We start from the raw sequence: 12,895 nt of genomic DNA on the forward strand, positions 1-12,895 counted from the left end.
ATTATTATTTATTAAAAAAATTATCGACCTTTTCATCCCTCGCAAAAAAATACAAGCTTAACATTGCAAAAATCCATAATGCCCATTGCTCCCAATAAGGAAGCTCATAGTTTTTACAAAACAATTTATATGCCCAGTAATATCCATAAATTGAGTAAAACTTCACATACATCCACTTTATTTTTGGATACAACTTCATTTCTAACTGCTTTCTGGAAGAAAGCTTTTCAAAATCAATTTCTTCAAATTTCTTCATACAATGATGATTATTATACTATGAAATTAATTACTATCATTAACCCACGGAAGCTTTTCTACTCTTCCACTTGTAAAACGATTATCAGAACATCTATTATAATAATTTCCTTTAAAATTTAGAACTTTTAACAAAGCCATCTCAATATACCAAATACAAAGCTCTAAAGCTTCTTGTTTAGCTTTATTTTCTATCTTACTTAGTTTTATTCTTTTTTCCTCCTGAGAATGCACAATTGCATTTCTTATCTGTACAACAGCTTCAGGAGCATCAATCAACTTTTCAGACTTTAAAAAATTTTGCAATGATGCAAAACTTTTTGGAACATCATAATTTATATTCAGTTGAGAAATAAGTAAACGTATTTTATTAGAGGCATTTATATTTTCTGAATCTTTACCTATTAATAGCTTTTTATTCTCTACTACATACCAATTATATAATAACTCTAAAGCTGTTTGTGCCATTATAATAGAACCTTCAATAAAACCACTACCTTTATTACATTCCATGTACCAATGAATTACAGTATTTAGAACATCTCTATGGTTCTCATCTTTCCATTTATTACTGAAAAATTGCCAAAGTTCATTAAAACCTTCAGTAGAATGTGAATTTGTCCAGCTTGATAATTTGTCATAAGAATCAACATAGTAATTAGAATAGTCAATCCAAAGAGCGTTTTCTTCATAAACGCCATGTATAAATAATGCTGAAGTACGTCTACCATTTAAGAAACTAAGAAAAACATTTAAACAATGAAGAATTTCTTTGGAGTTTTGGAATGTTAGAGTACCTTTTTTCGCTTTTAATTCTCCTGAGTATAAAATTAAATATCCTCCACTTTCATTTAGCAAATCAACAGATTCTTTATACTTGAGGCATTTATCAATAATAATTGAATATTTATCATTATCTAAAATTATTCTACTTTTGTATGTTCCTCTACTTGTACCATCTATTTTTTTAACTACTCCCCCCAAAAACTCCCTAAAATTGGGCACACAAAATTTTATTTTATCAACAGCTACTGTTTTATCTCCAAATATTGTTTTAAAGTGGAACACACCTTTTATTTTAATTTCATCACCAATAGTGAAATTAGATATAAAACCTTTCCCTAAATTATATTCATCACAAATAACATCAAAAGATCCAATTGTATTTATGAGCCTCACTATTCTTTCAGATTTTTCTGTTGGTTTCCCATAAAAAACAACACCTTTATGAGGAAGCCATCTATATTCAATCTTTCCTATAAGTTTAATTTCATCACTTTCATCCTTTAAACTAAATTCTCCTTCATACACTCTAATTGCTTGATTAGTACTTTCCATTTTAATGGGAGAGTCTAAAATATCGTCGTATTTACTAAATAATTCTGGCAAACTATTATTCATAATGCAATATTCAATAAAATTATATCTAATTAATTACTCACTTATTATTTTGTGAAATTTTTAAAATCATGCGTTACCTTTTCTAATTCCTGATTAAAAAAAGTGTCATATAAATCATTATACCTGTAATCTGTCATATACTCATCTTCTAATTCTTCCTCAATTCAGCGGTAAACTTTTTCAAAGTATTTTCGGAAATATAGACTGATATTGCATTTTATAACGCTCATAATCTTCAGCTACACTTAGATATATCTGAGTTAAAGAGTGTTTATTCAATTGATCAGCTCGTTTTCCTAAATTGCATTAGCTTAAGAAATCTATACTATCAGATATAAATTCTATTGCAGTTGTTCCTAATTCTTTATTTGTCATTCATTACGAAATGAAATATATGAAAAAGTGTTCAACTATCGAACACCTTTAGTTAATAAATAAAACAAAGTAACCATTATTAGAAAAAATACACAAAAAGAAAAAAACAATTGTGAATTTTAAAAAATATTAAATGAGACAAAACCATATATAAAGGGATTCAAAGCTTTTTTTCCCAGCTTATCTATAAACATTAATATAGGAATTAGGTGTTCGATTGTAATCCCGTCAAGTCCACAAAAAAGCCTGTAAACTCTTTGTTTACAGGCTTTTTGTTTTAAAAACATTCAACAAGTTTTCTACCAATCACAAAATCCTCTTTCAATTTGCATTTTATAAACTGTCCTGCAATATATTGTTGAGGACAATATTTTTGTATTCATTCCCAACCTTTTTAATAAAAGGACACTCTATAAAATAAGATGTAACAAGATTAAATCTATTTGATAAAATGAAAAACTTAACTATCTCAATTATTAAAGAACATATCTTTTACAATAGAGATATTGACTGATTGACTGATTGTCTTATTTTGATAGTAATATAATTTATTGGCCCAATTCCAGCCATTTTAAATACTAAATTTGCAAATCATAAATTTGATCAACTAGCTAGAAATAAGAGAAGCGACAAAAAAAAAGAAAGTTTATATTTACATAATCAAAGAAAAAAATAGTTGATCACATCATAAATTTTATAACTAACACTTCAATCAAATTATAATCATGAAAGCAAAAATATTATTCATTTTCTTATTTATTTCTGCAATATCTCAAGCACAAACAAAGGTAATTGCTCATAAAAGCCACAGTGGTTCTAAGGGTTCTTTTTTTAAAGCTTATCAAAACAATTTATTTGACATTAATGGTTCTAACTTTGGAACTCCTCCAGAGAGGAGCATTATTCTACTTGATACCGTTATTGTTTTGAGCAAATCTGTCACTATAATAAAATACAGGCAATCTAAAAAGAATTATATGTTTGGGTCAGAATATAATAATCTAAAGGATTCTGATTTTATTCGTATCACAGACAAGCTTGTCAATGATCCTGTATTAAATAAGAAAAACTTATTAAAACTTAGGAAATCTTCTAAAACAATACTCATGCAAACTCCTATTAATAAAATAGTTTTTATTGGCATAAAATGAAAAAATTAGGAGTTTTTGCTTATCAGTTATTTTTAATATTCGCGTTTTTAGGAATATTATTTGTGCCATTTTCTTTTCGATATCTTAACTTTCAATATAAAGTAACAAGATTCTTTTTTGAAAATTTAATTCAAATTATTGCCTCAAATTTTGACAGAATTTATATTTCAAATAGTGAAATCACTTCAGATTCAACAACATTTTATTTATTGTTTTTCATTTTGTTAATTCTAGCAATAATTTTTAAAACTCTATTTTCATTTTTAAATTTCTGGAAGATTCATCAAAATTTAATTGTCAGGACAATTCAAATGATTTTGACCTTTTATCTTTCCTGTATTATGCTTAAATATGGATTTGATAAAGTCTTTAAAGCTCAATTCTACCTTCCTGAACCAAATACTTTGTATACGCCTTTAGGAATGCTTGACAGAGACATTTTGTTTTGGAGCACTATGGGAACTTCTTATACGTATAATCTTTTTATGGGACTAATGGAAGTCATTCCAGCTTTGATGCTGCTGTTTAAAAAAACAAGAATTCTTGGCCTTTTTATTCTTTTGGGAGTTTTAACTAACGTTGTTTTTATCAATTTTGGCTTTGACATTTCTGTAAAATTATATTCATCCTTCTTATTACTAATTTGTTTCTTATTGCTTATTCCTTCTCTAAAAAGAATCTGGCAATTTTTTTCTTTTAAATAAAGCTGTGACTTTGACAAGTCTTTCGGGAAGCGATTTACTTTCTTCACAAATAATAAGACTTGTCTTAAAGGCCTCTTTGATACTTTTTATCTTTTTTGAATCACTTTATCCTTATATTCAAAACAACGAATTTAATGATGATAATACACTACGTAATCCGCTTCATGGGGCATACGAAGTCTTAGAAATAAAAAAAGATGAGCAACACAAAAATGCGACGAAACTTAAAAATAAAGCGAATCTTTATTCACCGAAAAAATTATTTAATTTTTCAGTATACAGACGATACAATGGAGGATTTTTATTTAGAAATTAATTCTTCTAAAAATCAATTTCTACTAACCAGCTATGATCACGAAAAAATAAAATTACAATACAAATATTCAAATGCATCAAAAATATTAGAACTTGAATCTCAAGATTTAGGGATTATTATATATTCTAAATCACTTCCGTGGAAAAAACTCTCGCTTTTACAACCTCTTTTTCATTGGACGGTCGATGAGATTCACTAGCAATATCGTTGGCGTAAAACAGAGTTGTATGCTTCCTTCTGTTGCTTATTATGCAGGTGAACTTAATCTCTCTCCTAATTATTTTGGAGATCTGATTAAAAAAGAAACTGGAAAATCTGCACAGGAGTACATTCAGAATAAAATTATTGATACAGCCAAAAACAAAATATTCGATTCCGAAAAAACTATTAATGAAGTTGCATATGAACTCGGATTTAAATATCCACAGCACTTTACACGTTTTTTTAAACAGCATGTTGGCAAGCACTCCTAATGAATATAGGAATTTGAATTAAATCAAATTTATTTCAAAAAGCTGAGATCATTACTTTTTTTATCCCAAGTAGAAATAAATACTATTGCACTAAAGAAAAAAAGAAATCTTAATTATTCTTAAGATGAAGTCGCTATTTCTTTCGGAACAATCCTAAAAAACAAATACGGCTCCTATACAGGAAACCGCACTCATCAAACTAATTCAAAACTAAATTATAAACTTGCTTTTACTTCGTCGCAGGTCAGCATATTTTTTGGGTAGTAAGGATTTTTAATTTCTTTGCTGTCACTTACCCACTCTGCGCTGGTCATTGGGCAGACTTGCAGAAATAATGCAGTATCTTCTGCCTTGAATTTTGGTGCGAGATCCCAAAACTTTACAGAAAGTGATTGAAAAATTTTACGCTGTTTGTTGATATTTTTAGTAGCGCTAACTTCAGCGACAAGTTGTATAATTTCTTTTCTTGCTGTAGTTGCTTCGTTCATTTTTTCAAGAGTCAGTTTTTTAAACTTAAAGTTTTGTAATGATTTTTGTAATGCGTCGCATTTTTAACCACTGCCAGACTATCTGAAACTAAAAGATTATTTTTTAAAGCTAAATAATTGTTCGTGATTTCCTTTTTTTGGGCTTCACGTTTTGTCGCTAATTCAGGAGCGACTTCTTCTTTTGATGTTAACTGTGCTTGTGCCAGACTGCTTAAGAAAATTAAGGCTATGACTAATACATTTTTCATATCGTGGTTTTATTGAGTTTATTGATGATTTTATCTATTTCTATCAAAATACTTTCGTAATGTTCTTTGTTCAAATCTGCCGCTCCAGTCATTAAGTTAGTTACGTCATCTCTTAATTTTAAAAGATGCTTGCTTGGCATACAATCTTACATCACTGCGCTGTGCTGTGTTTAAAGCTCTAGTACCTTCTGCTTCTTTTGGCAATAACAAGAGGTATAACTTATCAATATAGTCGCTGTCGCAAACTGCGTCTGTAAAAATCTAATTTCTCGTTTCCACTAAATTTTACCCAAACTGTTTGCTGTAAATCGTTCAAAAACTCTGGAACGGTGTAAGCTCCTTCAGACTGCATTGATTTTAAACTGATGTTATACAGCATACCAGAACTCAATAACATATTTAAAACCTGATTCTGCTGGTCTGCAATTTGATCTTCCGTTTTTAAAGCAATATATTGATCGATTTCCTGTGGATACATCCAAAGCGGCGCAACAAACAATTGTCTTCCAACATAATCTACAGCCGCTTTCACTTTGGCTTTAGGAACTGGCTTATATACTACACCTTTTTCCTCAACAGTTCTTTTGGTTACGTAATTATTTCCAATATTTTTTAGTACATGATACAAGTACAATCCATATTGTTTTACGACTGCTTTGTGCATATCTGATAAATTATCATAAGCATCGTTAGGCTGATACGTCCATTGAATCAAATTAGGAACAACGCGTTTCAAATTCTTGATTCCGTAATCACTTGCGACTACAGAATCATCACTAAGATCTTCTGTCTGGTCGCGTGGATCTTCGTCTTTTCCTTCGCCTCCAAACCATAATTTAGGATTAGCAGTTAAACTATCAGTCGTTAATTTGGCAAGTGCAGTTTCTTCTTCAAACTCATCTTTCGCTTTTGAAAAATAAGTATATCCCCATTTTATAGCCCATTTGTCGTAAGCTCCAATACGCGGGTAAATTCCTTTTGGGCTAATATTATCTTCTGGCTGTGCCACATAATTAAATCGGGCATAATCCATAATAGAAACGGTATGGCCATTTGCTTCAACCCATTTCTTATCTCTTAATTTTTCTACCGGAGTAGCGTCGCTGGCTCCCATATTATGACGCAATCCAATTGTATGTCCGATTTCGTGAGAAGAGACAAAACGAATTAGCTGTCCCATTAATTCATCGTCTAAATGCATTTTTCTAGCTCTTGGATCTAAAGGTCCAGCTTGAATCATGTACCATCTCTGCACCAATTTCATCACATTATGATACCATCCTACATGACTTTCGATGATTTCGTCACTTCTTGGGTCGCTTACTCTCGGCCCGTACGCATTTGGTGTTTCAGATGCATAATATCTCACTACAGAATATCTGGCATCTTCTAAACTCATTGATGGATCATCTTCCGGCCATTCTTTACCTACAATTGCATTTTTAAAACCAGCGGCTTCAAATGCTTTTTGCCAGTCGTTGATTCCGGCAATTAGGTAAGGTCTCCATTTTTTTGGCGTTGCTGGATCGATGTAATAAACGATTTGTTTTTTTGGTTCAACCAATTCTCCGTTTAGATATTTCTTAATATCCTTGTCCTTTGGTTCCAGACGATAACGCTGAATGATATATTTTGTTTGAGCACGTTGTTCATCATCATCAAACAAAACATATTTATTAGCGAAAAAGCCCACTCTTTCATCTGCAAAACGTTTGCGCATTGGCGTTTTAGGAAGCAGTACAATTGAGGTATTCAATCGTAATGTTACACTTCCACTGCTTGATGTCGCATTAGTATACGTTTTTGTAGTTTTTACTTCGATATTAATCGGATAAGTATCTACAGTTTCTACGAAAGATTTATCATCGGCAAGTGAGGTTATTTTTTTCTCTGTTTTCTCTTTACTTTCTATAGAAAACATAGGATTATCTTTCTTGAAAATATCGGTTACATCAATAACAACATTGCCATTATCAGGATTGGTTGTTTTTATTGGAAAAGCAGTATGCAATTGGATTTTCATTACTTCCTGCCAATGCTTTTGCCAGCATCGAATCGGCATTGCGAACATCTTGTTTGTATTGCAGAGATCTTAAATAGACTGTATTATTAGCCCCTTTTTCAAAATAAATAGTCTGTTCGTTTGCTTTTTCTCCACCAAAACGTCCAAAACCTTCAGGAGTAGAAAGATATCTGGTTACTACCAGCATATATCTGTTAAATAAGCTGTCTGGAATTTGAAAGTAATATTTAGTATCCACCTGACTTACAACAAACAATCCCGATTTACTTTTAGCTTTATCGGTAATTACTTTATTATAAGCCTGCATTCCTTTGGGTCGCGTACTGGTACTATCTGCTTTTTTTTCTGGAGTCTGAGCAAAACCATGCTGGTGAACAGCCACCAGCATGATTAATAAAATAAATAATTTCTTCATTATAATTAAAATGGAACCTTTTCGTCAGTATTCAAGGTAAGTTTAGGATTCTTTTGCAGTACAGATAAAGGAAATGGTACAATGTATAATCGAGAGTTAGGCTGTAACGTGTACGTTTTTTGAGGAACAGTCTTGTTTACAATTGGAAATACTCTCGTAACCGTTTTTGCATATTCTGTTTCGGTATTTAATCTTTTCAAATCGAAAAAACGGTTGAAACCTAAAAGCAATTCTTTTCTGCGTTCGTTCACAACAAGTTCCATTGTTTCCTTTCTTGTTGCTGGGACAGCTAAATTTACTGTACCAGATAAAATGCGTTTTGCTCTCAATGTATTTAAAACCGTAACTGCTTCATTAAATTTATTATCTCTTGCATAACATTCTGCCAGCATTAAATATACTTCGGTAGTTTTCATCCCAACTGTAGGATAAAAGAATCTGGTGTACTGTGTTGCCCAATAAGCTGTATTTGAACCTTGATCTAGATTGGTTGCGCTTGTTGAATTGAAAAACAAATTAAAACGTGCATCATTAGTACCAAATAAAGTTCGCGACTCTGGACTGATGATATAACTTTGTGCAAAGTTCATCTCGTTGTAACCAGTCATGTACATATAACTCAAAACCTCAACATTATTTGCTTGCTGGAACGGCAAGTGCCGTTGGTCCGCCTTGAGTGTTGTAGGCAACCATATCAAATATTTGATTGTTATAACTTAGTGATTTTTCTGTATTGCTTGAGCGTTGGCAATTTCACGTTTAAACAAATGAACTTTAGCTTTAAATGCATACGCAAATGCTAATGACGGATGGTAAACGTCAATTGGTTTTTCCTGAAGATAAGGTAATGCATCTTCTATATCTTTCTGAATAAAATCGTAAACCTGTGCTACAGTTGATTTTGAAGGCTGTGCTTCTAAATCAAATTTATCCATAATGCAAATTCCGCCATCTGTGGTACGCCGTCTGCGGATCATATCCTTTAGCATAAGTGTTTATCAATAAAAAGTGATCGTAAGCTCTATAGATTTTAGCTTCTGCTTTTGCTAAACGTTTAGTGTTTTCATCGCCTTTACTTTCATCTACTAATGAAATAATCGTATTCCATCTGTTAATGTAAGTGTAAGCCTGATTGTAAAAGCTGGAACTTCCAAGTAAGGAAACTCTATCGACACTTTCGTCAAAAGTAAAATTGATAATATCAATGTTTGGAGTTCTTCCAATCACGTTTGCTTCTCTCATCCATTGATCGTCTGATAAATATTGAAAGTTGTTGATTGGATAACCTCTATTTGGAAGCGATACCAGTTCAAGAAATTGTTCTGGTGTCTCAATAACTAAAGCTCCTTTTGGTGTAATTTCGGTATAATCTTCGCATGATGTTACTGTTAACATCATCAACGACAGCAGTGTTATATATATCTGTTTCATTTTTTTAAAGAGTAAGGTTAAAGCCAAGTAAATACGTTTTTGGCGATGGCAAATTACGTGTCGGCGCGTTTGCACTGTAAACTTCTGGATCAATACGATTTCCAGTTGCACTCCAATACCAAATGTTATTCATTTGGAAAGTAAATTTAGCCGATGCAATATTCATTCTAGTTGCAAAGGTTTTTGGCAGATTATAACCAAGAGAAATATTTCTAAGTTTAATATAATCTCCATCTACAACATTGGCACTTGAATTTTTCCACTGACTGCTGATTGTACTTGCGTAATTTCTAACACTTTCGTCTAAGTCTACATACAAACGTGTATTACCATTTTGATTTGTATCTGTATAACGATCTGCAATACCCGACATATTTACGATATCAGAATCCATCGCTAAAACTTCTTTACGCATTACATTTCCACCAGAGAAAACAAATAAGAAATTCAAATCGAATTGTTTATATGAAAAACGCTGTGATAATGAACCTGTATAAGTTGGTATCAAAGTTCCCATATTTACTAATGCATCTGGATTAGTAACTGTTTTTATACTTGTAGAAATTGGATTTCCATTAGCATCAAAAGTAATTGATGGATTGCCGTTTTCATCTAAAACATAAGGGTATCCGTTAGTTGTTCCTCCATATTGGTAAGCATACAAACTATTGTATAATTCATTTTCTTGGAAAAAATCTACAGGTGAAGATATATAGACAGAGGCAGATGACTGTGCTCTTGTCACTTTTCTTACTGTTGTTTTGTTATGAGCAAATACTACATTAGAAGCTACACGGAAATTACCATTATTAAACCATTCAGATCCAATACTAAATTCAATTCCTTTGTTTAGTAAAGCTCCAGCATTAATTCTTCTTGTCAATGCACCAACTGTAGGATCTAAATCTGTCGTAGCCAATAAGTCGTCGCTGTATTTGCGATACAAATCAATACTACCGTTTAACTTCGCTCTAAACAAACTGTAATCTACCCCAACGTTCGTGCTTTGCGTTTTCTCCCATCTTAACATTGGGTTTGGCTGTGCTGTAATATTGGTATATTGTAAAGACTGATATAAATTATCGTTTCTTCTTGTAGCAGTAATGTATGGAGTTGTACTTTGGTCTATATTTCCATTAATACCATAAGTAGTTCTCAATTTCAGCATGCTCACCCATTTTACAGGTTTCATGAATTCTTCGTTACTTACATTCCATCCTAAACCTGCAGACCATAACGGACGGTTTTTATATTTAGGATCTACTCCAAATAAATCGGCTCTATCTACACGGTAACTTCCTGTTACGTTATATTTTGATAAATAGGTATAGCTCGCAGTACTAAAAAAGGAAAGATAGCGGTGTAATATTTCTTTTTGAGTTCTTGCTAAAGCTCCAAGCGTTCTATTATTTCCGAATATATAACTTGAAACTCCCGTTTGGCTTAATGCTAAATTATTTAATACAGCAGAGCTAAGAGTTACAGGATCATAACCATAACGCAATTGTTCAATTGTTCTTGGAAGAAATGTTTCGCGCATTTCAAAACCAGCTAAAGCATTAATCGAATGTTTACCTTCTCCAAATTCTTCCGCATAATCCAATTGATTTCTAAAAGAATAATTGCTGGCCTGACTGCTTGACTGCTCGTAACGTCCTCCTGTAGAAAAACCTTCAACTGGCGTGTATACATTTGTAGTCGCATTATATCCTGTTAAGGCATTAATAGCATAACGCATTTTATAAGAGTTGATGTCGTAATACTGCTCATTATCGTTTCTTCTTACCTCATATTGAAACTGCGTATTATAACTTAAACCTCTCCAAATTTTTGCTTTTATATTAGCAAATGCTCTTAAGCTTAATGAATTTTGTTTTTCAATCCCTTCCTGAAGTGAATTTAAAACATTAAAGGTCATTGGTTTAAAACCGCTTAAAGCAGACTAACTTTTCGGCTACAGCCGGATTAATAACACCGCTTGAAGTAAAACCATCTCTAATTCCAACAAATGGAGCTATTACAAGATCTCCGTTATCATCGGTAATGCGTTCGTATCTTTTTTGAATAGTAAGGTAATCATTGTAATCGCCATCGGTTACGTCGTCATTGCTATAGGTTCCATTTACTCCAAATGTTGCATTCAACCAGTTGTTAATTTGAAAACTGCTTTTTGCATACAGATTAAATGCTCTGCTTTGGTTGAATTTTACACGGTTTTTTGACTCGTCATAGTTTAACGACACGTACGTATTCTGCTTACTTGTACTTCCAGAAAATGCAATATTATAACGCTGTCTGAATTCATTCTGCCATACATTATCATGATAATCTTTTATATAGTCGTTTTTTCTCCATTGTGCAATGGTGCCGTCATAATCAGCAGTACTGATTTTTCCTTCTTCCAAATTTCTGTTAAGCTGGTAAAGCGGACTGTAGTATTTCATACTGCTGTTTCCGATATCTCCATAATTGCTGAACATCGTAGCTGTATTGGCAAATCTTGCACGCTCTCTATCATAAACTGCCTGTTCAAGATCGATTATATCGCTCGTAGAGGCGTAATTCATATCTCTTAAATTAGGCTTTTTAGCAATAAAGAAATCTGAATTTATAGTCACTTTTAATTTACCATTTCCTTTTTTGGTCGTTAAAACAATAATACCGTTTGTCGCTCTTGAACCATAAATAGAAGGCTGCGCGGCATCTTTAAGAACGTCTACGCTTTCTATATCATAAGGATTAATATCGTTTAAAGTCAATTCTGTCGGTAAACCATCGATTACTAAAAGCGGACTATACCCTACTTGGTCAGAAGAAAAAGTACCAATACCTCTTAGAATTGGTTTATCTGCTTCGTCGCTCCACTTGGATTTTTCTGAAACATCAAACCTGCCACACGACCTTCAAGCGCGCTTGATAAATCTGCATTGATATTTTCGTTTAATGTTTTTTCGTCAACTTTAGCAATTGCACCTGTAAAATTACTTCTTGCTATAGTTTGAAAACCCGTCACCACCACTTCTTTCATTGCGACAACCTTGTCTTCTACCACAACAGTCAATTCTGCACGTCCGTCTACAGCGATAGATTTTTTCTCTATCGTTAATCCCGTTAATTCCAGTATGGCATTTGATGGTACTTTATCAAAAGTAAAACTTCCGTCAAAATCTGTTACACTAACTCTATTAGTACCTGCAAGAGTAATCGATACGCCTGGAAATGGTTCATTTTTATTATTTACGACCTTTCCTCGGATATCGATTAATCCGTTTCCCAAGCTTTCCGCTTTTTCTTTTCCATCGGTTACCACAATTGTTTGGTTGGTAAGCGTGTACTTTAAATTTTGGGAATTAAAAATCTGATTCAGCGTTTCCTTTAATGCAAGCATTCTTAACATTAATAGTTACAGGTTTCGAATCTTTCAGCAGTTTCTGCGTATAAAAAACTTCGTAATTAGCCTGTTTTGCCACTTCTTTCAGCACAGTTTCAAGTGGTGCATCTTTAAATTTAATGGTGATGTTCTGTGCTTTTCCTGTAAAACTGCAAAGCAAGCATAAATAACATACTGAAGCCCCATAAACAAGTAGAAAAATTAGATCTGGGAATCCTTTTTTT

At 32.4% G+C, this 12,895-nt stretch carries 14 protein-coding genes and 2 pseudogenes; 4 read left to right on the plus strand and 12 right to left on the minus strand.

Going from position 1 to position 12,895, the window contains the following annotated elements:
- Window positions 1-4: 4 nt before the first annotated feature.
- Together ACZZ95_RS26620 and ACZZ95_RS26625 are read right to left on the minus strand one after the other, a co-directional pair.
- Window positions 5-256, minus strand: a complete 252-nt coding sequence (locus ACZZ95_RS26620) for a hypothetical protein (protein WP_463471393.1) — start codon at window positions 254-256, stop codon at window positions 5-7.
- 26 nt (window positions 257-282) lie between these two features.
- On the minus strand, window positions 283-1,656 hold the full coding sequence (locus tag ACZZ95_RS26625) for a hypothetical protein (protein WP_463471394.1): 1,374 nt from the start codon (window positions 1,654-1,656) through the stop codon (window positions 283-285).
- 1,100 nt (window positions 1,657-2,756) lie between these two features.
- On the opposite strand from ACZZ95_RS26625, the gene ACZZ95_RS26630 reads away from it, so the two are divergent.
- From ACZZ95_RS26630 to ACZZ95_RS26645, 4 genes and pseudogenes are all read left to right on the plus strand, one after another.
- Window positions 2,757-3,182 (plus strand): hypothetical protein, encoded by a 426-nt coding sequence (locus ACZZ95_RS26630; protein ID WP_463471395.1) that lies wholly within the window; start codon window positions 2,757-2,759, stop codon window positions 3,180-3,182.
- Window positions 3,183-3,493: 311 nt separating this feature from the next.
- Window positions 3,494-3,886: a hypothetical protein gene (locus tag ACZZ95_RS26635; protein WP_463471396.1), complete on the plus strand. Its 393-nt coding sequence runs from the start codon at window positions 3,494-3,496 to the stop codon at window positions 3,884-3,886.
- Between the two features lie 197 nt (window positions 3,887-4,083).
- Window positions 4,084-4,401, plus strand: a complete 318-nt coding sequence (locus tag ACZZ95_RS26640) for a hypothetical protein (protein WP_463471397.1) — start codon at window positions 4,084-4,086, stop codon at window positions 4,399-4,401.
- Window positions 4,402-4,432: 31 nt separating this feature from the next.
- Window positions 4,433-4,697: pseudogene (locus tag ACZZ95_RS26645) on the plus strand (helix-turn-helix domain-containing protein); the annotation flags it as partial.
- A gap of 193 nt (window positions 4,698-4,890) precedes the next feature.
- Here the strand turns inward: ACZZ95_RS26645 and ACZZ95_RS26650 are convergent.
- The 10 genes and pseudogenes from ACZZ95_RS26650 to ACZZ95_RS26695 all read right to left on the minus strand — a co-directional run bounded on the left by ACZZ95_RS26650 (window position 4,891) and on the right by ACZZ95_RS26695 (window position 12,831).
- Complete coding sequence (locus ACZZ95_RS26650; RefSeq protein WP_463471398.1) at window positions 4,891-5,163, minus strand: hypothetical protein; 273 nt, start codon at window positions 5,161-5,163, stop codon at window positions 4,891-4,893.
- 11 nt (window positions 5,164-5,174) lie between these two features.
- Window positions 5,175-5,411 (minus strand): hypothetical protein, encoded by a 237-nt coding sequence (locus ACZZ95_RS26655; RefSeq protein ID WP_463471399.1) that lies wholly within the window; start codon window positions 5,409-5,411, stop codon window positions 5,175-5,177.
- A pseudogene (locus ACZZ95_RS26660) lies at window positions 5,408-7,849 on the minus strand (zinc-dependent metalloprotease). The gene ACZZ95_RS26655 and the pseudogene ACZZ95_RS26660 overlap by 4 nt, the downstream one beginning before the upstream one ends.
- A gap of 5 nt (window positions 7,850-7,854) precedes the next feature.
- Complete coding sequence (locus ACZZ95_RS26665; protein WP_463471400.1) at window positions 7,855-8,505, minus strand: RagB/SusD family nutrient uptake outer membrane protein; 651 nt, start codon at window positions 8,503-8,505, stop codon at window positions 7,855-7,857.
- 60 nt (window positions 8,506-8,565) lie between these two features.
- Window positions 8,566-8,784 (minus strand): RagB/SusD family nutrient uptake outer membrane protein, encoded by a 219-nt coding sequence (locus tag ACZZ95_RS26670; protein WP_463471401.1) that lies wholly within the window; start codon window positions 8,782-8,784, stop codon window positions 8,566-8,568.
- Window positions 8,777-9,280: a RagB/SusD family nutrient uptake outer membrane protein gene (locus ACZZ95_RS26675; protein ID WP_463471402.1), complete on the minus strand. Its 504-nt coding sequence runs from the start codon at window positions 9,278-9,280 to the stop codon at window positions 8,777-8,779. The genes ACZZ95_RS26670 and ACZZ95_RS26675 overlap by 8 nt, the downstream gene beginning before the upstream one ends.
- 4 nt (window positions 9,281-9,284) lie before the next feature.
- Complete coding sequence (locus tag ACZZ95_RS26680; protein ID WP_463471403.1) at window positions 9,285-11,198, minus strand: TonB-dependent receptor domain-containing protein; 1,914 nt, start codon at window positions 11,196-11,198, stop codon at window positions 9,285-9,287.
- Window positions 11,199-11,202: 4 nt separating this feature from the next.
- On the minus strand, window positions 11,203-12,120 hold the full coding sequence (locus ACZZ95_RS26685) for a TonB-dependent receptor plug domain-containing protein (protein ID WP_463471785.1): 918 nt from the start codon (window positions 12,118-12,120) through the stop codon (window positions 11,203-11,205).
- Window positions 12,114-12,668, minus strand: a complete 555-nt coding sequence (locus ACZZ95_RS26690) for a carboxypeptidase-like regulatory domain-containing protein (protein WP_463471404.1) — start codon at window positions 12,666-12,668, stop codon at window positions 12,114-12,116. The genes ACZZ95_RS26685 and ACZZ95_RS26690 overlap by 7 nt, the downstream gene beginning before the upstream one ends.
- Window positions 12,631-12,831, minus strand: coding sequence for a hypothetical protein (locus tag ACZZ95_RS26695; protein WP_463471405.1), 201 nt, complete (start codon window positions 12,829-12,831; stop codon window positions 12,631-12,633). The genes ACZZ95_RS26690 and ACZZ95_RS26695 overlap by 38 nt, the downstream gene beginning before the upstream one ends.
- Window positions 12,832-12,895: the final 64 nt, after the last annotated feature.

The organism is Flavobacterium sp. AC267, from assembly GCF_979258715.1.